The sequence below is a fragment of the Streptomyces antarcticus genome, from assembly GCF_026627255.1.
In the GTDB taxonomy this organism is placed as follows: Bacteria; Actinomycetota; Actinomycetes; order Streptomycetales; family Streptomycetaceae; genus Streptomyces; species Streptomyces antarcticus.
Window position 1 is genome coordinate 68,720 of sequence record NZ_JAPNLM010000021.1, and the last position, 20,512, is coordinate 89,231.

The 20,512-nt window shown below is 71.9% G+C and carries 18 protein-coding genes and 1 pseudogene; 9 read left to right on the forward strand and 10 right to left on the reverse strand.

Features of this window, described 5'->3' with window-relative positions:
* Positions 1–46: 46 nt before the first annotated feature.
* On the reverse strand, positions 47–325 hold the full coding sequence (locus OTB16_RS27525) for a GlsB/YeaQ/YmgE family stress response membrane protein (protein WP_267723487.1): 279 nt from the start codon (positions 323–325) through the stop codon (positions 47–49).
* A 375-nt stretch (positions 326–700) separates the two neighbouring features.
* On the opposite strand from OTB16_RS27525, the gene OTB16_RS27530 reads away from it, so the two are divergent.
* The 3 genes and pseudogenes from OTB16_RS27530 to OTB16_RS27540 form a co-directional block, all read left to right on the forward strand.
* Complete coding sequence (locus tag OTB16_RS27530) at positions 701–2,482, forward strand: N-acetylglutaminylglutamine amidotransferase (RefSeq protein ID WP_267723488.1); 1,782 nt, start codon at positions 701–703, stop codon at positions 2,480–2,482.
* Between the two features lie 83 nt (positions 2,483–2,565).
* Complete coding sequence (locus OTB16_RS27535) at positions 2,566–4,617, forward strand: S9 family peptidase (protein ID WP_420717808.1); 2,052 nt, start codon at positions 2,566–2,568, stop codon at positions 4,615–4,617.
* 766 nt (positions 4,618–5,383) lie between these two features.
* A pseudogene (locus OTB16_RS27540) lies at positions 5,384–5,524 on the forward strand (glutathione-dependent formaldehyde dehydrogenase); the annotation flags it as partial.
* 11 nt (positions 5,525–5,535) lie between these two features.
* Here OTB16_RS27540 and OTB16_RS27545 read toward each other — a convergent pair.
* The 3 genes from OTB16_RS27545 to OTB16_RS27555 all read right to left on the reverse strand — a co-directional run bounded on the left by OTB16_RS27545 (position 5,536) and on the right by OTB16_RS27555 (position 8,120).
* Positions 5,536–6,159: a flavodoxin family protein gene (locus OTB16_RS27545; RefSeq protein ID WP_267723489.1), complete on the reverse strand. Its 624-nt coding sequence runs from the start codon at positions 6,157–6,159 to the stop codon at positions 5,536–5,538.
* A 133-nt stretch (positions 6,160–6,292) separates the two neighbouring features.
* Positions 6,293–7,444, reverse strand: a complete 1,152-nt coding sequence (locus OTB16_RS27550) for an aromatic acid exporter family protein (protein ID WP_267723490.1) — start codon at positions 7,442–7,444, stop codon at positions 6,293–6,295.
* Positions 7,445–7,646: 202 nt separating this feature from the next.
* Positions 7,647–8,120, reverse strand: coding sequence for a hemerythrin domain-containing protein (locus tag OTB16_RS27555; protein WP_267723491.1), 474 nt, complete (start codon positions 8,118–8,120; stop codon positions 7,647–7,649).
* 311 nt (positions 8,121–8,431) lie between these two features.
* Here OTB16_RS27555 and OTB16_RS27560 point away from each other — a divergent pair, with 311 nt between their 5' ends.
* The gene (locus OTB16_RS27560; protein WP_267723492.1) at positions 8,432–8,914 is read left to right on the forward strand and encodes an MSMEG_6728 family protein; all 483 of its coding nucleotides are present in this window, start codon (positions 8,432–8,434) and stop codon (positions 8,912–8,914) included.
* A gap of 129 nt (positions 8,915–9,043) precedes the next feature.
* On the opposite strand, the gene OTB16_RS27565 is transcribed toward OTB16_RS27560, so the two are convergent.
* Positions 9,044–9,232: a hypothetical protein gene (locus OTB16_RS27565; RefSeq protein WP_267723493.1), complete on the reverse strand. Its 189-nt coding sequence runs from the start codon at positions 9,230–9,232 to the stop codon at positions 9,044–9,046.
* A 410-nt stretch (positions 9,233–9,642) separates the two neighbouring features.
* Between OTB16_RS27565 and OTB16_RS27570 the strand changes: the two genes are divergently transcribed.
* Positions 9,643–10,872 carry a PP2C family protein-serine/threonine phosphatase gene (locus OTB16_RS27570; protein WP_267723563.1) on the forward strand — a complete coding sequence of 410 codons (1,230 nt, stop codon included), beginning with the start codon at positions 9,643–9,645 and terminating at the stop codon, positions 10,870–10,872.
* A gap of 455 nt (positions 10,873–11,327) precedes the next feature.
* A complete protein-coding gene (locus OTB16_RS27575; protein WP_267723494.1) occupies positions 11,328–13,601 on the forward strand; it encodes a catalase in 2,274 nt (757 codons plus the stop codon).
* A gap of 84 nt (positions 13,602–13,685) precedes the next feature.
* Here the strand turns inward: OTB16_RS27575 and OTB16_RS27580 are convergent, their stop codons facing one another.
* The gene (locus OTB16_RS27580; protein WP_267723495.1) at positions 13,686–13,895 is read right to left on the reverse strand and encodes a three-helix bundle dimerization domain-containing protein; all 210 of its coding nucleotides are present in this window, start codon (positions 13,893–13,895) and stop codon (positions 13,686–13,688) included.
* Between the two features lie 132 nt (positions 13,896–14,027).
* On the opposite strand from OTB16_RS27580, the gene OTB16_RS27585 reads away from it, so the two are divergent.
* Positions 14,028–14,342, forward strand: coding sequence for a hypothetical protein (locus tag OTB16_RS27585; protein WP_324290888.1), 315 nt, complete (start codon positions 14,028–14,030; stop codon positions 14,340–14,342).
* Positions 14,343–14,376: 34 nt separating this feature from the next.
* On the forward strand, positions 14,377–14,601 hold the full coding sequence (locus OTB16_RS27590; protein WP_267723496.1) for a three-helix bundle dimerization domain-containing protein: 225 nt from the start codon (positions 14,377–14,379) through the stop codon (positions 14,599–14,601).
* Between the two features lie 241 nt (positions 14,602–14,842).
* Here OTB16_RS27590 and OTB16_RS27595 read toward each other — a convergent pair whose 3' ends face one another.
* Positions 14,843–16,162: a diacylglycerol/lipid kinase family protein gene (locus tag OTB16_RS27595; RefSeq protein WP_267723497.1), complete on the reverse strand. Its 1,320-nt coding sequence runs from the start codon at positions 16,160–16,162 to the stop codon at positions 14,843–14,845.
* A gap of 523 nt (positions 16,163–16,685) precedes the next feature.
* Here OTB16_RS27595 and OTB16_RS27600 point away from each other — a divergent pair.
* The gene (locus tag OTB16_RS27600) at positions 16,686–17,126 is read left to right on the forward strand and encodes a hypothetical protein (RefSeq protein ID WP_267723498.1); all 441 of its coding nucleotides are present in this window, start codon (positions 16,686–16,688) and stop codon (positions 17,124–17,126) included.
* Between the two features lie 146 nt (positions 17,127–17,272).
* Here OTB16_RS27600 and OTB16_RS27605 read toward each other — a convergent pair whose 3' ends face one another.
* From OTB16_RS27605 to OTB16_RS27615, 3 genes are all read right to left on the reverse strand, one after another.
* Positions 17,273–17,875 carry a DUF2231 domain-containing protein gene (locus OTB16_RS27605; RefSeq protein ID WP_267723499.1) on the reverse strand — a complete coding sequence of 201 codons (603 nt, stop codon included), beginning with the start codon at positions 17,873–17,875 and terminating at the stop codon, positions 17,273–17,275.
* A gap of 101 nt (positions 17,876–17,976) precedes the next feature.
* Positions 17,977–19,227 carry a PP2C family protein-serine/threonine phosphatase gene (locus OTB16_RS27610; protein WP_267723564.1) on the reverse strand — a complete coding sequence of 417 codons (1,251 nt, stop codon included), beginning with the start codon at positions 19,225–19,227 and terminating at the stop codon, positions 17,977–17,979.
* A 486-nt stretch (positions 19,228–19,713) separates the two neighbouring features.
* Complete coding sequence (locus OTB16_RS27615) at positions 19,714–20,112, reverse strand: STAS domain-containing protein (RefSeq protein WP_267723501.1); 399 nt, start codon at positions 20,110–20,112, stop codon at positions 19,714–19,716.
* Between the last annotated feature and the right edge of the window lie 400 nt (positions 20,113–20,512).

The window sequence follows — 20,512 nt, forward strand, 5'->3', positions numbered from 1 at the left end:
GGTCATGCCCCCGCGACCCTTCGCGCGGGGACCGACCGTCGTCCGGTCAGGCGTGCCGGTGCGAGCGCCGGCCGCCGGTGACGAGGCGGTAGACGACGAGGAGGATGACCGAGCCGATGATGGCGGCGATCCAGGTGGAGAGGTCGAAGAAGCCGTCGATGGAGTCGACGCCGAATATGACCTTGCCGAGCCATCCGCCGAGCAGACCGCCCGCGATGCCGATGAGCATGGTGATGATGATGCCGCCCGGGTCCTTGCCCGGCATCAGCGCCTTCGCGATGAAGCCGGCAAGCAGCCCGATGAGGATCCAAGCGATGATGCCCACGATGTGTCTCCTGCCGTGTGCGACGAGGTCGGTGTCACGTCGCTTCTTCACCCGCCTCGCGCTTTGAAACCCGCCCGGACATAAACGGGACGTTCGAGCCGTCGGGTGCGGCAGAAGGTCAGTTCTCGGCGGCAGGGGACGGGAACCGCTGTCCCGGCGTGCGCGACGGGCCGGCGCGCGGGTCCGCTTACGGGCCGCCGGGCCGGGCAGGCGCCCTGTATGTCGACCGCCCGTTCGGGCCTGCCCGACCGGTGCCGGGCCGAACCGGCACAGGAGTGCAGTGATGGCGTACGTGACCGTGACCCGGAGCTCTACGGAGAGCGAGGTACCGAAGGGGAAGACCCCGCTCGGAGCCGTGCTGACAGCAGGTGCCCCGTGTGCGGTCTGAGCGGTGAGGCGCGCTTCGACGGCCGACGGCCCGACCTGGCCGCGGTCGAGAGGATGACCGACGTGCTGGAGCCGCGGGGACCGGACGGCAGAGGCGCGTGGTCACAGGGCTCGGTGGCGCTGGGGCACCGCCGCTTGAAGATCATCGACCTGTCCGAGCGCGGCGCGCAGCCCATGACCGACGCACACCTGGGCCTCACCGCCGCCTTCAACGGCTGCATCTACAACCACCGGGATCTGCGCCGCCGCCTTGAGGGGCTCGGGTACCGCTTCTTCTCGGGCTCCGACACCGAGGTGGTCGTCAAGGCCTACGCCCAGTGGGGCCCGGAGTGCGTGGACTTCCTCGTCGGCATGTTCGCCTTCGCCGTGGTCGAGCACCACACTGGCCGCGTCGTCCTCGGCCGGGACCGGCTAGGCATCAAACCCCTGTACGTGTCCCAGGACAGCGACCGCCTGCGCTTCGCCTCCACGCTGCCCGCCCTGCTGGCGGGCGGCGGAGTCGACACGTCCCTCGACCCGGTGGCGCTCCACCAGTACCTGAGCTGGCACGGTACGGTCCCGGCGCCCCGCACCGTGCTGTCCGGCGTGCGGAAGGTCCCGCCGGCCACCGTCCGCGTCATCGAGCCGGACGGCAGCCACCGTGACCACTGCTACTGGCAGCCCTCGTACACCCGGCGCTCCGAGCTCGGCGAGGACCCGGGACTCTGGCGGGAAGCGGTGCACGACGCGCTGCGCACGGCGGTGCGGCGGCGCACGGTCGCCGACGTCCCCGTGGGCGTGCTCCTCTCGGGCGGCCTCGACTCCAGCCTGATCGTCGCGCTGCTCGCCGAGGAGGGGCAGGAGGACCTCGCGACCTTCGCCATGGGCTTCGAGTCGGAGAACGGGGAGGAGGGCGACGAGTTCAGCTACTCGGACCTGGTCGCCCGCCGGTACTCGACCGACCACCACCAGTTCTTGATCACCTCCGACCGGCTCCCGGCCGCGCTGGAATCCGCGATCGGCGCCATGAGCGAGCCGATGGTCAGCCACGACGCCGTGGCGTTCCACATGCTGTCGGAACAGGTCTCCAAGGAGGTCAAGGTCGTGCTGTGCGGCCAGGGCGCGGACGAGGTGCTCGCGGGCTACCACTGGTATCCGCAGATCGCCGCGGCCACCCGGGCCGGTGCGGACGAGGCGTACGCGGCGGCGTACTTCGACCGCACCCACGCCGAGATCACGGCCATGCTGCATCAGGACTTCGCCCCCCGTCACGACGCCTCGACGGACTTCGTCCGCGCCCACATGGCCGCCCCGGGCGCCGACAGCGCCCTCGACGCGGCCCTCCGGATGGACGTCCACGCGCTGATGCCCGACGACCCGGTCAAGCGGGTCGACAACATGACGATGGCCTGGGGACTGGAGGCGAGGGTGCCGTTCCTGGACCACGAACTTGTCGAGCTGGCCGCCGCCTGCCCGCCCGGTCTGAAGCTCGCGCAGGGCGGCAAGGGCGTGCTCAAGGACGTCGGCCGTACGGTCCTGCCACGGGAGATCGTCGACCGGCCGAAGGGCTACTTCCCCGTACCGGCTGTCCGGAACATGGCCCAGCCCGTCCTGAACCGCGTACGCGACGCCCTCGGGGCTCCGGAGGCCCGGGGGCGCGGGATCTTCGATCGGCGCTCCGTGGACCGGCTGCTCGCCGAGCCCAACGACCATCGGACCAGGCGCGGGGCCAACACCCTGTGGCAGGTGGCGTCCTTGGAGATCTGGCTCCAGACGCACGGCATCCGTTGACCGCCCGAACACCTGAACGCCCGAGCGCCTGAACGCCGACATCCGGAAGTGAGCGACCGGGACAGAGACCGGAGAGGAGGCCCATGCCCCCCGAACACGTGAAACCCCTGGAGTACCGGTCCGGACCGCACCGCGGAGCCACCGCCTCCACCGCTTCCGCCGGTGCGGCCCCGTCGGCCCCCGCGCCCGTCCGGATGCCAGGCCGCCGCGGCGCCGACCCGCCGACCCTCCTCGCCGCCCACGGGTGCTGGTACCCGGCGGCCGACCCGACGGGGGAGCACGTCGCGTTCATCTGCGACCGGGCCGGGGTGCCCCAGCTGTGGAGCGGACCCGCACGCGGCACCGAAGCCCACGTGCTGGACGGTGCACCCGACCCGGTGTCGGAGGTGTCCTGGTCACCGGACGGCCGCTGGATCGCCTACACCTCGGCGCCCGGCGGCGGCGAGCACACCCGGGTCCTGGTGGTACGCCCGGACGGAACCGGACGCCAGGTCCTCGCGGGCGCGGAACCCGGCAGCTCGGCCCACCTCGGGTGCTGGACGCGTGACGGCACCGCGCTCGCCGTCACGGTCGCCCAGTATCCGGTACCGTCCGCGAGCGGATCCGTCCTCACGCCGGCCGGCGGCGCACCGGCCGCCGGCCCTGGTGGGGCCGTGGCCGTCGGCCCCGGCGGGGCCGTGGGCGGCGGGCTCGCCGCCTACCTGCTCGACCCAGACGGAGCCGCCGCCCCGGTGCTGCTGTTCGCCGAGGAGGGAGCGGCCTCCCTCCGGGTGTGCGACACCACCGCGGACGCCCGCTTCGCGCTCGTCCGCCGCGGACCGCGCGGCCGACGGGAAGCCCTCGTACTCGACACCGCCTCGGGCCGCACCACCTTCTCCCTGCACGTCGCCGACGGGGACCCGTGGATCGGCCGGTTCTCCCCCGACGCGCGGACGCTGTGGCTGCGCAGCGACGCGGAACGGGAGTTCGCGGCCCTGCTGCGCGTGCGCCTCGACGCGGGCGGCGGGGCGCGGGGCCTGTCCGTCGCCGCCGAGCGAGACCGATGCGGCCTTGATCTGCTGAGCGTGCCCGACCACGGCCGGTGGGCCGTCCTCGCCTGGAACGCGCACGGCGCGACCCGGCTGGAAACCGCCGGGCTTCCCCGCGCTTCCACCGACGACGGCGTCGGACCGGCCCGCCATCCGGTCCTGCCCCACGAGGTGGTGACCCGCATCGCCCCCGTCGAACGCGGCGGGCTGTTCGCGGCCCTGTCGGGATCCCGCCGCAGGCCCGGGATCTGGGAAGTGGACGAAGGCCTCGTGCCCGTACGCACCGGCTGGTCGGCGAGGGACGAGCAGGCGGTCCCGCCGGGGCGGCCTCCCGTACGACCGGTGGCCCTGCGCTGCGCGGCCCGCGACGGGCTGACGCTGGGCGGCTGGTACTACCGGTCGCCCGGCCGGGACGCCGGCCGGCCGGCGCCGTGCGTGATCCACCTCCACGGCGGCCCCGAGGAACAGGAACGCCCCGTGTTCAATCCGCTCTACCACGAACTGCTCGGCAGGGGCCTGGACGTGTTCGCCCCCGACGTCCGCGGTTCGTCCGGCTGGGGCCGGTCGTTCGTGGACGCGGACCTGGGCGCCGGCCGGTTCGCGGCGATCGACGACGTCGCCGACTGCGCCGCCCACGTGGTCGCGCTCGGGTACGCCGACCCCCTCCGGCTCGGCGTGATGGGCCGCTCGTACGGCGGATACCTCACCATGGCCGCCCTGGTGTGGCACCCGGAACTCTTCCGCACCGGGGTCGCGGTCTGCGGGATGTCGGACCTCGCCACGTTCTTCGCAGGCACGGAGCCGTGGATCGCGCAGTCGGCGGCCGCCAAGTACGGCCACCCCGAGCACGACCGGGAGCTGCTGCGCGCCTTGTCCCCGATGAGCCGCATCGATCAACTGCGTGTTCCCGTGCTGACCGTGCACGGAGAGCACGACACCAACGTGCCGCCGGGGGAATCGGCGCAGTTCGTCCGCGCGGCCCGCGAACGGGGTCTGCCCGCACAGCAGTTGACACTGCGCAACGAGGGCCACGAGTTCCTGCGGGCGGACAACCGGCGGCTCTACCGGCGCGCCGCCGCGGACTGGCTGGAACAGCACCTCGGCTGAATCCGGGCCCGCCGACCGCGTCCGGCGCCGACGCGGGCCGCGCCGCCGACGCCCACACCCGCCTGTACGAGGAGGTGGCGCGGTGATCGGCTACTACGTCCACCACCAGGGCCGCGGACACCTGCACAGCGCCGAGTGCATCGCCGCACATGTGCAAGGCCCGGTGACCGTCCTGTCCTCCCTCCCCAAGCCGCCGCCGTGGAACGGGAGTTGGGTGTCCCTCCCGCCGGACGCCGCGACGGCCCCCCTCGACCCCACCGCCCGGGGGCGCCTGCACTGGGTTCCCGTCCACCACCCGGAACACCGCGAACGCATGGGCGCCATGGCCGAGTGGATCCGGCGCGAGCGCCCGATCCGGCGCGAGTGCCCCGCCCTGTTCGTCAGCGACGTCTCGGTGGAGGCCGCCACCCTGGCCCGCCTCATGGGCACGCCCGTCGTGGTCGCCGCGATGCGCGGCGACCGCGGGGACGAAGCCCACCGCCTCGCCTACGACCCGCGGACGCCCTCATCGCCCCCCTGGCCGCAGTCCCTCCCCGAATCGGACTGGCCCGCGCACTGGCACGCCAAGACCCTGCACACCGGCAGCATCTCCCGCTACGACGGCCACGACCCGGGGGCGCGCGGCGCCGACGGCCGGTTCCGGGAGAAGGAGGTGGTGGTGATGCTGGGAGCCGGTGGAGCGGACCTCGCCACCGGCCAGATCCAGGCGGCGGCCAGGGCCACCCCCGACGGGTCGTGGACCGTGCTCGGCGGACCGCACAGCCCCTGGCGGGTCCCGTTCGGCAACTCGCTCCCGATCCGGGTCCCGGACGGGCCGTCCGACGAGCGCTTCGTGTACCTGTCCGATGTGCTGCCCACGGCGTGGCAGGCCGTGGCGTACGCCTCCGTTCCGCCGGGCGGGGCGGTCGGCGGCGGGGGTCAGCTCGCGGGGTAGGGGGCTGCCTTGAGCAGCCGGGCCAGGTGGGCCGTGTTGGCCGCCAGAGTGGCCGTGGTGGAGGCGGTCTTCTCGGGGGTCTTGTCGAGGTCCTGGTAGTCGGTGCCCTGCATCGCCTCACCGACCCAGTACGTGACCGCGTTCGGCGCGAGGGAGAAACCGACGTCGTTGAGCCCCTGGAACAGGTCGGCACTCACCTTGTGGGCGCCGTCCTCGTTGCCGACGACACAGACCGCCGCGGCCTTGCCGTAGGTGAGCAGGCGGCCCTCGTCGTCGGTCTCGGAGATCTCGGCGTCCAGTCGCTCCAGGACCCGCTGGGCGATGCTGGAGGCGTGGCCGAGCCAGATCGGGGTCGAGAGGACCAGGATGTCGGCGTCCATGACGGCGGCACGGATCTGCGGCCAGGCGTCGCCGTCACCCATGTCGGTTTCCACGCCGGGCTTCACGTCGTGGTCGGCGATCCGGATGGTCGTACCCGTCACGCCGTGCTCCGCGAGCGCGGCCATGGTCTGCTCGGCCAGCAGCTGGGAACTGGAGGGAGCGGGGGAGGGGGAGAGGGTACAGACGAGTGCGACAGCGCGGAGCGGGGTGTTCTGGTCGGGGTTCATGCTGACCGGCTACCCGCACATCTGCCTTCGATAGCGCAACGGCTGGGATTCACCCCTTTTCGGACGAGTCCGTGGATACGTGACGCGCCAGAACGTGCCCCGGGGCGCCGACCCCAGGCCCGGCCGGACGCCCTCAGGCGTCCACGGGAGCCGGCCGGCCCGATCGGAGGTCGGCCAAGAGGCGTCCGGCATCCGTGACGAGGGTGCCCTGCAGGGCGTGGACGGCGGGGGAGGCCTCCGAAGCGGTCCGTTCGTAGCGCTGTACCCGGTCCAGTTCGGCGGCCGCTTCGTCGAACTTCGCGTCGAGGAGGACAGGATCGCTGGGGGACTCCCGGCCGATCTCCTCCATCGCGGCGGCCGTGGCGCGCAGGACAGCGCCGAAACGGGGCCGGAAGGAGGTGGGGAGGCTCTCGAGCTCCCCGCTGCCGAGGGCATGGTCCAGGGTCCGGGTCAGGGAGCGCATGTGGTCCATGACGCGTTCGGCGAGAGCGACGGCCTCCCGCGCGCGGGGGAGGGCCCGGTCGGTGTCGCTCACGATGTGGCGGGGGTTCATGCGGCTGTTCTCGATCTCGGCTTCGATGGTGTGCCGGATGCGCTCGCACTCGCCGGACAGCTTGCGCCAGTCGCCGCGCCACTGGCGCAGGTGCCCGCGGTCCGGATCGGTCGCCTCCAGGGTGTCCGCCAGATCGCCGAGACGGTCGGCCATCGTGGTGTAGAGGCCGGCGACGGCGCGTTGCCGGTGGTCGGTGTGCCGGGCGGGTGCGAGGACGAGGTGGGCGGCGAGGCCGCAGAGCGCGCCGATGGCCACGGACGCGACCAGGTGGCCGATGTAGTCGATCCGGCCCTGACCGGAGGAGAACGCGAAGAAGCCGACGATGGCGACCTGGGTGCCCTGCTGTCCGAAGCCCCGGATCGTGCCGACACAGAGCGCCACGAGGGTGAGCAGGGCGAACGTCCACCCGTGGATGCCGGCCACAGCTGCCAGCGTGGCGGCGAGCGCGGCTCCCGCCGCCACGGCCAGTACGTACTGCAGGCAGTCGCGGACGGAGCGGTACACGGTCGCCTGCAGTGCCACCAGGGCGGTGAACGGCGCGAACGTCGAAACGGCCGGCGGCAGCAGGTAGCGAGCCAGCAGCCACGCCGCCGTGGCCGCGACCACGGTTTTGGCGCCGAGGAGCACGGCGTCCCGTTCGCTGCCCGCCTCCTTCAGCGCACGCCTCAGATGACCGGCCCGCGCTGCGGCCGCCGACCGGAATATGTGCGATACATCCACCCGTCCGGGCAAGAAGGACCACCTCCCGCAACCGCCTGCCCCGCCGACGCGTGCTCACGCGCGGCGCACGTCACACCGGATCGCTGGACTCACGGGACGACGGGACGTGAAAGACGCCGGCCCGGGGGCCCCGGTGCGCCAGGGTTTCGGCGGCCCGGGGCGGGAACGAACCGGCGGCGCCGACGAGGCCGGACCGTCCTGCTCCGCGGCGCCCCTACTGGTCGGCGCTGGGAACGGCGAGAGGATCGGACGGGGCCTTCTTCTTCTCGGATTCCATCCGCTCGCCCAGCTCCACCAGACGGTTGCGGCCCATTGCCTTGCGGACGTCCGGGAACCACTCCTTCTCCTCCTCCTCGACGTGATGGCGCACGTTCTCCATCAGGACGGACATCTTCGCGTCGAAACGCTCGTCCGCCGGGTCGAGACCCTTGAGTTCGGACAGCATCCACAGCACCACGTGGTGCTCTTCGACGCTCTCCAGGACGTGGTCCTTGGTGTCGGGGGCGGCTTCCCGGGCGGCCGGGTAGAAGATCTTCTCCTCGATCCAGGTGTGCGTGGTGAGCTCCTCGATCACCTGGTCGGCGATCTCCCGCTTCTCCGCGTGCGCGTCGTCCGCGGCCTTCTCGAACCGCTTGAACAGCTTTTCCACGGTCTTGTGGTCTTCCTTCAGCAGCACGATCCCGTCCACAGGGGGTCCCCTTCACGCCTATCCTCCGGACGGCCGGTGCCGCCCGGACACCGTGTACCCCGTGCGGCCACGCCCGACCCGGGAGGGGACCGGTTGGCCCTGCCGTCCCGGGAAGGTTCACCCGTAACGGCAGGCGCGCCGGCCGCGGCGCCCGCGCCGTCCCGCCGGGGGTGAGCGGCCCGCCCGGGGACGGTTTCCGCCGGCCACCGGGAGGGCAGGCGCGGCGCACGGACCGGTCGAATGCGGCCCGCACCCGGGTGACGTACGGGCCGGGCGGCGACAACCGGCGTAGCGAGTGAGGAGAGGGAGCCGTGCAGACCTTCCTTCCGTTCGCATCGTTCCGGGCCTCCGCAGCCGTGCTGGACGCACGCCGGCTCGGAAAGCAGCGGGTCGAAGCCGTGCAGGTGCTGCGCGGTCTGATCGTCCCGGGTTACGGCTGGCGCAGGCACCCGGCCGTACGGATGTGGGCGGGCTACGAGGAGGCGCTCGTGCGCTACGGACTGGACGTGTGCGGGGTCTGGACGGCGCAAGGGCGCAGCGACACCTGCGCCACCACCCTGGTCGGGGACTTCCGCGCCTGGCTGCCGGGCGGCCGGACGAGGACGCAGGAGCAGCTGGCCGCCGACGGCGACCTGCCACCGTGGCTCGGCGCCCCCGACTTCCACCGTAGCCACCAGTCCGCGCTGGTGCGCAAGGACCCCGACTTTTACGGCGGGCACTTCCCCGACGTTCCGGACGACGTCCCCTACGTCTGGCCGGCATCCGACCGTGACGCGGGCGTCCAGGAGCCCTGAGGCGCGGGCGCGCTCTCGGCACACACCGCCGCCCGGTGGCCGGGAGGAGCAGTGCACCCTGGGCCACCCGGCCGTGCGGGCGCACCTCTGAGGGGAACGCCTTCACCCCGGGGCCGAGTCGGGGTCACGTCATCGCTCCGTCGGCTCCTCGGCCTCTTCGACACGATCCGGGTCGGCCGGCGGTGCGCCGGATCCGGTACCGGTGCGGGAGGGCGCGCCCGGCGCGCGACCGTGCTCGTCGACGGCGGCACCACGGTCCGGCAGTCCGGGGGAGGGCCGCTCGGGATCAGGTGCTGCCGTGCTGTCGTGGTTCTCCACGTGCTGCTCCTCGTCCGTGTTCGTACCGCGGTGGTGGCGAGTTGCCCCGCCGGGCCGACTCCCCCTCCTCACGCTCCTGCCCCCCGAACGGCAGACCATGGCCGCCGAACCAGACAGCAGAGCCTCGTCCCACACCCGGACCACGACCACCGATACGAGTGTGTGCGGGACCCGGGGTAGCGGCGCCGGGCACGGCGTATCCCGCCCGCCCGCCCGCTCGGGCGGCTCGGGCGGTGGCGGCCCGTGCCCGCTCCACAACCACGCCCCGGCCGGTCCGGCCGCGCGGCCGCCTCGGGGAGGTCCGGCTGCCGTTCCGCGGGGTGCCCCCTCGCTGGGGCGCGCCGCGGGTGGTCGGGGTTGTTGATCGTGCCGTTCGTGGGAAGGAGAGCCTGCAACCTTTGGAGGCTGATGTGAAGCGGGACGGGTTCGGACTGGCTGATGTGCTGGCTGCGGCGGAGGATGCCGCGCCGGTGCGGTCTCTGGATGTCGTGGCACGAAATCTTCGGGACCGGTTCGACGCGAAGTACGTCTCGTTCCTGTTCGTCGACGTCGTGGGCCGGCGCCTGCTGCGGGTCACCGACACGCAGGCCATGCGGCGTGAGCGCGATGCCGAGCGGGTCCCCCTCGCGGGCAGCGGTGTCTACGACGACGTCTTGCGCGGCCAGCGGCTGGTGCTGGCCGCGGACGGCGGGCAGGGCCAGCGGGTCCTTGCCCCGGTCACCAACCGCGGCGACACCATCGGCGTCCTGGAGCTCTTCCTCACCGAGGTCACCGCGGAGATCCTCGCCCAGGTGGAGGAGGCCGCGCACGCCCTCGCGTACATCATCGTCACGGACCGCCGGTTCACCGACCTCTATCACTGGGGCAACCGCACCACCGGCGTCAGCCTGTCCGCGGAGATCCAGCGCCAGCTCCTGCCCTCGGCCCCCTCGTGCGAGGCCCCGGAGTTCGCGCTCGCCGGGGCTCTGGTCCCGGCCTCCGACACCGCCGGCGACACGTACGACTACAGCCTCGACAACGACACCCTGCACTTGTCGATCACCGACGCCATGGGGCACGACGTCACCGCCTCCCTGATGGCCACCCTCCTGGTCAATGCCTCCCGCGGCGCCCGCCGCGCCGGAGAAGACCTCGCCGAGCAGGCCCGCCAAACCCACCAGGCACTCCTCGACCACGGCCGCCGGACCCTCGCGACCGGCCAGCTCCTGCGGATCGCCCTCGACGGGAGCGGCGCCCAGCTCGTCAACGCAGGCCACCCCTGGCCGTTCCGGCTGCGCGATGGCGCAGTCGACGAACTGCGCCTGACGGTCGACATGCCCTTCGGAATCGGCCACCACCAAGGCCTCTACCGGGTCCAGGACCTCGACCTGCGGCCCGGCGACCGCCTCCTGCTCCACACCGACGGCATGCAGGAACGCGAAGCCGAAGCGGTCGACCTGCCCGCGCTGTTGCGCAAGACGGCCGCCGAGCATCCCCGGGAGGTCGTGCGCGCCTTGGTCGGCGCGGTCAGCGACGCCTACGACGGCCGGCCACCGAGTGACGACGCGACCGTACTGTGCCTGGACTGGCACGGCCCCCGTCCGGGATCGACCGCGGCCCCGACGGGAGCACCGCCGGACGGGACCACGCATCGCGGTTAGCCCGAAAGCGCGGCAGGGGCCGGGGTGGTGAACGGCCTGCCAGGGCGGGCAATGCGTGGTCGCCTCGTCCCGGGTCGGGAACGTACCCGGGCGCCGTACCCAGGCGCCGAATCCAGACGCCGTACCCAGGCGCCGAACCAGTGCATTTCTCGACGACGTCCGCGCATCTGGCGGGCATCCTCAGGTGGCGCAGCGGGACCGGTGCGTCGACCGCGGCGTCGTGCGGTGTGCCGCCGACGCCCCGCAGCGGGTGTTCGCCCATGACGACCAGGAACTCCCCGCACCAGGGGCCCGCGAAGCCGTATCCCCGCCCGCTAAGGGCAGGCGCGGTGAAATGACGGCCGCGGCGGTTCGAGGTCCGAGCCGGCGGGGCCAGACAGCCCAGCGGGGTTTCGGTGCACGGCGCTCGGGTCACACGTATGGGGCCCGAGGGCCCCTGCGTCTGGAGATGCGTGATGTCCGAGAAGAATCCGGTGAAGGCCGTCGCCGCAAAGATCGCCGACGTCATGCACGCCGGTCCGGCAGGGGGCCCCGAAGAAGGGGTCCCCGGCAAGCCGGCCCTCGTCTCCCCCCAGCTGGCCGAGCCTGTCGATCCGATCGAGCCGTTGCCGCCGAAGGCGGACCAGAGCGGCCCCGAGACGGTCAGCCCGACGGGGCAGCCCACGGGCGCGGAGCAGGCCCGGATGGCGCAGAGCGGTGCGTACCTGACCACCGCGCAGGGTGTCCGCCTGCCGGATACGGACCACTCGCTCAAGGCGGGCCCGCGGGGGCCGGTGCTGCTGCAGGACCATCACCTGCGCGAGAAGATCATGCACTTCGACCACGAGCGGATCCCGGAGCGCGTGGTCCACGCCCGAGGGTCGGCCGCGCACGGCGTCTTCCAGTCCTACGGCACGGCGCAAGCCGTCAGCAAGGCCGCCTTCCTCGCCCGGGACGTCGAGACTCCGGTGTTCGTCCGCTTCTCCACCGTGCTGGGCTCGCGCGGCTCCGCCGACACCGTGCGCGACACCCGGGGCTTCGCGACGAAGTTCTACACCGAGGAAGGCGTCTTCGACCTGGTCGGGAACAACATGCCGGTGTTCTTCATCCAGGACGCGATCAAGTTCCCCGACGTCATCCACGCAGCCAAGCCGCATCCGGACCGGGAGATCCCGCAGGCGCAGAGCGCGCACGACACGTTCTGGGACTTCGTGTCCCTACACACCGAGGCCACCCACCACACCCTGTGGAACATGTCCGACCGGGGCATCCCGCGCTCCTACCGGATGATGGAGGGCTTCGGCGTCCACACGTTCCGCCTGATCAACGCCCAGGGCACCAGGACGCTGGTGAAGTTCCACTGGAAGCCCAAGCTGGGCGTGCACTCGCTCGTCTGGGAAGAGGCGCAGATCCTGGCCGGGGTGGATCCCGACTTCCACCGCCGGGACCTCTTCGACGCCATCGAGTGCGGTGCGTTCCCGCAGTGGGAGCTGGGCATCCAGACGTTCCCCGACACCGAGGACCAGATGTTCGAGGGGATCGACCTCCTCGACTCCACGAAGATCGTGCCGGAGGAGCTCGCGCCGGTGAAGCCGGTGGGGCTGCTGACGCTGAACGCGAACCCGTCGAACTTCTTCGCCGAGGTGGAGCAGGTCGCCTTCCACACCGGCCACCTGGTCCCCGGCATCGACGCCACCGACGACCCGCTCCTCGCCGGACGGAACTTCTCCTATCTGGACACGCAGCTCACCCGGCTCGGCGGCCCCAACTTCCCCCAGCTGCCCATCAACCGGACCCACGCGCCCGTCAACGACATGCAACGCGACGGCATGCACCAGACAGCCGTACACCGCGGAGTCGCCCCCTACAAGCCCAACAGCCTCGACGGCGGCTGCCCCTTCTTCGCCGGCGCCGACACCGGAGCGTTCATCGAAGTACCCGTCGAAGTCCCGGCCGGACGCAAGGTCCGCGAAGCACCCGCCTCCTACAGCGACCACTTCTCCCAGCCCCGCCTGTTCTGGCTCAGCATGAGCCCGGTCGAGCGCGAGCACATCATCGCCGCCTACACCTTCGAACTGGCCAAGTGCTACGAGCAGGCCGTGAAGGAACGCACCCTGGCCGTGCTCGCCAACATCGACCCCGAGCTGTGCGCCCAGGTCGCGGTAGGGCTCGGGCTGCCGGCGCCGGCCGCCACCGAGCCCCTCGCGGACGTCCGCCCGAGCCCCGCCCTGTCCCAACTCGGCCGCACCTGGCCGCTGGACGGACGCGTCATCGGCATCGTCACCGGCCAGGCCCTCGACATGACCGGCGTCCGCGAAGCCCGCGAGGCCGTCCTGAACGCCGGCATGGTTCCCCTGGTCATCGCCCCGGCCGGCGGCGTGCTCGGCGCAGACGGTGACCCGGTCACCGTCCAGCGCACCTTCGCCACCGCACGCTCGGTCGAGTTCGACGCGCTCGTGTTCGCGGGCGTGCCCGGAATGGGCGCCGACGCCTACGGCGCCCGCGACGCCAAGGCCGGAGCCCCCAGGCCGCCCGTCAGTGACCCGCGTGTCCTGGCTCTCCTCACCGAGGCCTACCAGCACGGCAAGGCCCTCGCGGGCTGGGGCGGCGCCGAAGCCCTCTTCGAGGCCGCCGGGATCTCCGTCGGCGAACCCGGCGTCACCATCACCGAGGGATTCCAAGGACTGCCACGACTCCTGGAGCTGCTCGCGGCCCACCGCGTCTGGGAACGCTTCCCCGCCGCAGTCTGACCCGACCGTACGGCCTTCCCCCTACGGGCCCCTGCGGCCGCCGGCGAGCGCCGGTGTCCGCGGGAGCCTGGCGCCGTGCGCTGATCACGGGCGGCCGTGGGAGTCCTTCTCGAGCAGGTCTCCCGCTCTGCGCTCCAGGAGAACCGGCAGGTACGTGCGTACCCGGGCGTACCGGAACTCGTCGTACGCCGTCTGCACCGCGCCGTCGACTGCCTCGGTACCAAGGGCGGGGTGGGTCTTCAGCAGGCGCTCGGCGACGTGACGGACCATGGAGGCGTCCTCGGTTTCCATCATTCGCACCTTCTATCCCACAAACGCGTATCTTCACGTCCCGCCGGCCTGACTTGGCCTGATCCCGCAGCCCGCACGTCACATCAGTACGCCCTTGCCCCCTGGAGCGGCCTCTTCGACGCACGTACCTTCGCGATGCCCGCGGCCCCCCTGCGGGCGGCACTGGCCGTGGCATCGAGCCTGCGCCTGGTGCCCGCCTCACCCGACCTGCTGTCCGACGCCGTGCTGCGCCTGCCCCTGATGGACTGCGCCCGCGCACGCACGGAGCTGGACCGGGAGCCGCGACACACGTCGGTGGAGGCCCTCCAGGAGGTCCTCGCCGGGTTGCAGGCCGGTGCGGGAATGGACACCCCGCCCCTCGCGGCCCACGGCACGGGCGGCCGCCTGCCGCCTGCCGCTCACAACGGCGGAAGATCGACTTCCCGGCTGCATCCCGCGCCGCGAAACTGAAGGAAGGCGATCCCGGAGAGGACTGAGGCGCACGATGACGGATTCGGAGGATGCCGCTGCCATTCGCCACGTTGCCGAGCGGCTGATGAAGACGCACCCCGGCCTGGACGCCGGGCTGGTGCACAGCACGGTACAGACGGCGTACGAGGAGCTCAGGTACGCGCGTGTACGTACCTACCTGCCGGTCCTGATGGAACGCAGAGCCAAGGACCTGCTGCCCGAGGAGCGGACGGAACCCCGAGCCCGACCCTCGAGCTGATCCCACGACGCCCCCGCCGGCTTCAGGCTCCGCGCCGGGGGCAATGGCATGCGATCAAGGCCTGGACGCGCGATCATGCGGGGGCCTGGCTCGAGACGAGGCCGGCGCTCCTGTGCCGCGAGGGCGTCCGGCCCCCTCCCGAGGCCCTGCTCCTGAACGTGCTGCCGCGACTCCCACCGCATCCGCATGGCCATGGGACGTCAGCGACCCATGACGTCGCGCCTCGGAGAACGCTGCTCGCTCACCCTCGCGACAGTGCCAGATCACGCAGCCGCCGCCAGTCCAGGCGCGACTTCGGCCGGGGGACACCAGGGCGGTTCCGCGGGACACGTACGCGCAGGGCTCCGGGACGGATCACACAGCGTACGGGTGTCGGGAAGGAGAGCGACTCGCCGTCGACGCCGGCCTGTACCTCGAGTCCGTCGGCGTCGACGACGACTTCCCGGGCGGTCATGACGGTGAGACCGGCCGAGTGTTTGCCGCGGAGGAGATCGGCCGCCTGCACCGCGTTGTCGACCTTGATGCTCACCACCCCGAGAACACCCGCGTCGAGGCCGTCCCGACGTCCGAGGCCGGCCGGGTCGCCCACGCGATACGGGTTGTTGCTCACGAGCACCCCCTGAGGTGAGGTGATCCTCTTTCCCCCGCCATAGAAGTCAAGGCGAGAGCCAAGGTGGTGGGTAAGGATGTCCGGCAGCAGGCCGAGGATGGTACGGATCTTGTCGTCGCGGTAGGCAGGGCTCTGCACCACCTCCGCGTAGGCGCCGAACGACACGTTGTTGACGAAGGTCCGTTCGCCGATGCGACCCAGGTCGACACGGAGTTCGACACCGTCGGTGAGTGCCTGCAGGCACGTGGAAGGGTCGGCGCGGTCGAGTCCGAGATCGAGGGCGAAGTGATTCCGTGTCCCGGCTGAGATCACCATGAAGGGCACTCCGTGCTGCGCCGCCACACCGGCGACGAGGGCCTGCGTACCGTCTCCGCCGGCTACGCCGAGGAGGTCCGCACCGTCCGTCAGAGCGTTGTGGGCGATGGCGGCGACATCCTGAGGGTGCGCGGGGTCGAGCAACACGACCTGTGCGCCGAGTGCTTCGGCCTGCTCCTTGAGCCTGAATCTTCCGACCTTCCCGCCGCCCGAGCGCGGATTCATGATGAGGAAGGGGCGTGCGGGTGGAGGAGTGGGGTATTCGGCCGGAGCGGCCCGTCCGATGGTGTCGCCGAGCGCGGTCCAGCCGGCGAGGTACACCACGGCCCACAGGGCAGCCAGGACGAACACCGTCCAGAGCAGACCGACGGAGAGGAAGAACCCGATCACCGCCGCCTGTGCGGCAATAGCCAAGGCGACCGCCAGTGTCCTGGTCACGCCCCTGCGGCTGAAGGCCCACCACAGTCCGGCCGCGGTGACCGCGAGTCCGGCCAGCGCGACAGCCGCCAGTTCCAGGCTCTTGACACCCGCGACCACCAGCGGAAAGGCCGCAGCGGTGACCGCCGCGGCCAGCGTCAGGCGGGCAGCCCACCGTCGTGCCGTACTGCCGCGGTGCCCGGCGGCGCTTCCACCCATGATTCCTCCGTAGCTCGTACGTCCACTATCGCGCGGTGGGCGCGGGCCCGGTGCCGTCCCATTCGGGCACGCCCGCCGACGTGTAGGCGCCTGCCGCCACGGCAGGTCATCGAGGATGAGGATCTCCGATCCCCCGTACTGCCCGAAGCCGGGCGTGACGCGTCCGTCCCGTCCCGTCCCGCCGCGCAGGGACAGGGCGTAGGCCGTGCTCGTGCCGATCCCCCGTGCGGCGCCGGTCACCACGGCGAAACGGCCCGCCAAGGGATGCGCGCCGGTGCGCTGCCGCCGAGAGCGGGTCCTCATGGCAGGCGCCTGCGCGACCGCACCCGTTCCACACCGGTACCGGCCCCTCGCGTTCCTCCGGGAACGGCGATCGTACGTACAGCGCCTTCACGGCACCTCCGTCGTCCGCCGCTGCGGGTCACGGACACGCCGGCCATGCGGCGGGGAGCTGTCGGCCGGTGTCGAGGCGTAACCGGGGCCCTGGTGCGCGGGTGGCGGCCGGGCAGGCTAGTTTGCTCGGATGAGTCTTCTTGATGATGTGGCCGAGCGTGACGGATGGCGCTGCTGGGTGTGTGACGAGCCGGTGGACCCCGACGAGTCGGTGAACGACCCGCGGGGGCCCAGTGTCGACAGCCGGACCGCCGACCGGAAGGCCAAGGTCGCCGAGCGGCTCGCGCACCGCGGGTGCAATACCCGCAAGGGTGCGGTCAAGGTGGTCATCGCCTGGCCGGAGCGCCTGTACGTGGTCGAACCGGCGCCGTTGATCGCCGTTGCCGACAGGCTGGAGCGCAAGGGTGGCCGCGAGATGGTGGGCCGTTGTCCGACCAGGAAGGACGCTCAAGAGGCGGCGGATTGGCTGGTGGACCGGTTCTCCCGCCTGGTACCGGGGATGCCGGTGACCGCCGGCATCGAGGCGGGCGGCGGCCAGTTCCTCGTCATCCTGGCCACCGGCCGCCGCTGACCGGGGATCACCCGCGCACCCACCCTGGCGTCGAGTGTCGGTCATCCGACTGCCCATGAGCGGCCCTGTCCCCGCCCCACAGGGAACCCATCTGCCCGTTGTCGGGTCAGCGCAGGCGGGCGGAGCGACCGCGCACGAGGTGCCGCTCATGTTCCGGCATGTGCTCCGACGGCCTGCCGGTAGGCCACGTGCCCGCCCAAGGCACCGCTGGCGGCCACGGCGGCGAGCCCGCCCAGGGACCACATGCGGCCCTTCGCCGGCCGGCCGCGGAGCCGCGCTGCCAGGGAGGCGGTGTAGAAGGCCACCGCAGCGACGTTGGAGACCGCGTGAGCCAGGCCGACCCTCGCCTGTTCGGCGGGAAGGTCTGCCCAGTCCGCCCAGCCGGCCATCGCCGCCGGGGCGACCCCGGCCAGTCCGACGGCGGTCAGGGCCGTGGTCGCGTGCCTCGTGCCGGGTACGAGGTCGAGTACGGAGGCGGACAGCCAGCACCCGACGGGGACCTGCACCAGCACCGGGTGCACGGGGTGTCCCAAGGGCCTGCCGCGCAGCAGATCCCGCATTCCGCCCAGGGGGAGCGCGCTGATCCTGTGCTGGAGCATCCTGATCGCCGGATCGGCGGCTTCTGTCTGCTCGAGGCGGTCCAGGGTCGTCAGCCACCATTTCGACACAGTGCTGAGGGCCGTAGGTTGCCCCATGGGCGAGGTGTCGGAGTCGAAGTCGGAGTCGGAGTCGGAGTCGTGTGAGTTCATGCACGACGCCTACCCGGCGTCATGCCGCGATCCCGTCTCGGGCCGCGACTGCACCCGAACGATTTCCTGGGACGGGGCGGTGGAGCCCGGACCGCCCGGACTCATCGCTGCGGAGCGGGTGTTCCTGTCGTTGACAGTGGCGAGGCGTCGGTCAGGTCGGCACCGGTGGCGGCGTCCCGCTCGGAGTGGTGGACGCCGTGCCAGTCCAGGCACATGACGGTCGCGTCGTCGTCGAGGTGGCCGTCACCCGCGTCGACGATGGCCTTGATCAGGGTGCGGGCGGCTTCGCGGGGATGCAGTGCGCGGGTGCGGATGATCAGGTCCGGCAGGTCGAGGTTCTCGGCGTTGCGTTCCAGCATCCCGTCGGTCAGCATGACGAGCCGGTCACCCGGGCGCAGGTCCAGCGCCTGCACCCGGTAGTCGTTGGCGCGCGGGGTGTAGAGGCTGAGACCGAACGGGGGATCGATTCTCGGAATGATCTCGTGGACCTCCCCGTCCCGCATGCGCAGTGGCCAGGGGTGTCCGGCGTTGACGAACTCCGTCCGGCCGTCGAGCAGGCTGATGCGCAGCAGCTGGCCGGTGACATAGCCACTGCGGCCGTGGTCGCGCATGGCCTGGTCGGCTTGGTGGGCCTGTTCGGCGAGGTCGGCGCCCGCCCGCCGGGCCCGTCGCAGGGCGCCCACCACCAGGGTGGCGAGCAGCGCTGCGGCGACGTCGTGGCCCATGGCGTCGGTCACGGAGAGCTGGACCGTATCCCGGTCGATCACGTAGTCGAAGGTGTCGCCCCCGACATGGTCGGCGGGCTCCAGCGCCCCTGCGACCGAGAACTGTGCCGCCTCACATGCCAGTGACGCCGGGAGGAGCCGGTGCTGGATCTCCGCGGCCAGGCTCAGCGGCTTGGTGCGCCGGCCCCACTGGTACACATCGGTGTGGGACCGGTTGGCGATGACGATGTACGCCAGTGCGTGCGCGGTCTCGCCGATCTCCCGCATCACTTCCTCGCCCGGTACCGCGGGCAGGAACAGTTCGAGGAGGCCGATGGCGTCCCCGCGGTTGGTCACCGGGGCCACCACGCGCACCAGCGGGCTCTCGCCCCTGTGCTCCACCTGCGGCTGCTGGCTGCGGATCACGCCCTCGTACAGGGTGCCGCGCAGCGGAATCCGCTGGGCCGGCTCATCGGTCTCCACGCTGTCCGCGACTCCCAGCCGTACGACCGAGCTGCCCGTGAAGTCGGTGATCAGGAACGACACCGAGACGGCCCCGAGGTGGTCCTTGAGCATGCGCGCAACCACGTCGAGCGACTCCACCGGCGCCGCGGTCTCCGCCGCCTCCAACGCCCCCGCCAACGTCATCGCTCTGCCCCGGCGGCTCCCGCCCTTGGGGGGACGAGAGATCCGCTCGCCGTCCGGCTTTCCTGCGGTCACAGCGACCCCTTGCTGTTCGATGCGGCCCCCGGACTCCGTCCCGGATGCGCGCGAAGATCCGCGCCAAGGCGGCACCGGACAGCTCACATTCCACCACGGCGCCCCCCGAGGCCCCGTAGTTCGCCCGCACCAGCCCCACCACCCGACCAGACAGGTAACCTCCGCCACGGCCGCACCCCATGCATCCCTGGCACGACACGCGATCGTCTACCCGCCGGGAGCCGGCCCACGCTCGCGAGCGGCAGGAGATGAGAACCCGGCATGGGACGGCCTCGGTGACATCACCGATCACGTCGCGACGACCTCCCCCGACCCTGCCCACCGCAGGTCACGGAGCGTGTGACGCGGCCCGTCAGCTGTGGGCGCGGAACCGAACCGCTGCCCCCGGTAGCCGGCCGTCACCCGAATCCGGCGTCACAGGGTGTTCCCGTCCGTCGGTGCCGGGGCGGCTGGTAGGGGGTCGAGGGTGAAGAGGGCGAGGGCTCCGGTGCGGTGCAGGAGTTTGACGAGCTGGGGGTTGGCCGCCCGCAGACGCAGGGTGCGGCCGTGGGAAAGGGCTGTGAGCTGGGCGCGCAGGAGGATGTTCAGACCCGTGGAGTCACAGAACCCGAGCCCGCCGACGTCGACCGTGATCTCCGCGGGGCCGCCGGGATCGATGACCGCGCGCCGCAGGGCCGCGTCGATCGCGGCAGCGCGCCCGCTGTCCAGATCCAGCTCGCCGGACACGTAGACAAGGTCCGGCCGATCGGCTGGTACCGGCCGCTGTGACGGGTGGTCGTGGTCGTGGCCGTAGCCGTGGCCGTGGTCGGTCATGGTTCCCCCGTGGTCGATGTCCTGTTGTGACCGTAGCCGCCTGCGCCGCGCCGAAACCCCCGTGACAGCCCGACCCCGCGTCTCTGACCTGCCGCGTGAGGGCGCCGCCATCGTCCCTGGGGCCGCTCCCTGCGCCGCTTCCGGAGGCAGCGAGCGCCTGCATCCCACCGCGCCTGATTATCTCCTCGCCCGTGGCGCGAAAACCTATGACGGCCAGAGTAGACATTGCGGGATCGCGTGGTTATGGTTTCTCTCGTAGCCCAGAGAGACCGAAGGGCCTGGCAGAGACGAACTGCCGGGCAGCAGTACCCGCAAGACAGGTAGTCGCAGTTCAGCAGTGCGGTGCGGTGGTGGAGTTCCGAAGCCAGAGCGGTTGCAGGACGGCGACGGGACTGGCGAC

Coding starts and splice junctions, on each gene's coding strand:
- OTB16_RS27535 (WP_420717808.1), top strand. CDS start 2,566: ATGCCCCCCGAACACGTGAAACCCCTGGAGTACCGGTCCGGACCGCAC.
- OTB16_RS27545 (WP_267723489.1), bottom strand. CDS start 6,159: ATGAACCCCGACCAGAACACCCCGCTCCGCGCTGTCGCACTCGTCTGT.
- OTB16_RS27575 (WP_267723494.1), top strand. CDS start 11,328: ATGTCCGAGAAGAATCCGGTGAAGGCCGTCGCCGCAAAGATCGCCGAC.
- OTB16_RS27580 (WP_267723495.1), bottom strand. CDS start 13,895: ATGATGGAAACCGAGGACGCCTCCATGGTCCGTCACGTCGCCGAGCGC.
- OTB16_RS27585 (WP_324290888.1), top strand. CDS start 14,028: ATGCCCGCGGCCCCCCTGCGGGCGGCACTGGCCGTGGCATCGAGCCTG.
- OTB16_RS27590 (WP_267723496.1), top strand. CDS start 14,377: ATGACGGATTCGGAGGATGCCGCTGCCATTCGCCACGTTGCCGAGCGG.
- OTB16_RS27595 (WP_267723497.1), bottom strand. CDS start 16,162: ATGGGTGGAAGCGCCGCCGGGCACCGCGGCAGTACGGCACGACGGTGG.
- OTB16_RS27600 (WP_267723498.1), top strand. CDS start 16,686: ATGAGTCTTCTTGATGATGTGGCCGAGCGTGACGGATGGCGCTGCTGG.
- OTB16_RS27605 (WP_267723499.1), bottom strand. CDS start 17,875: ATGAACTCACACGACTCCGACTCCGACTCCGACTTCGACTCCGACACC.
- OTB16_RS27610 (WP_267723564.1), bottom strand. CDS start 19,227: ATGACGTTGGCGGGGGCGTTGGAGGCGGCGGAGACCGCGGCGCCGGTG.
- OTB16_RS27615 (WP_267723501.1), bottom strand. CDS start 20,112: ATGACCGACCACGGCCACGGCTACGGCCACGACCACGACCACCCGTCA.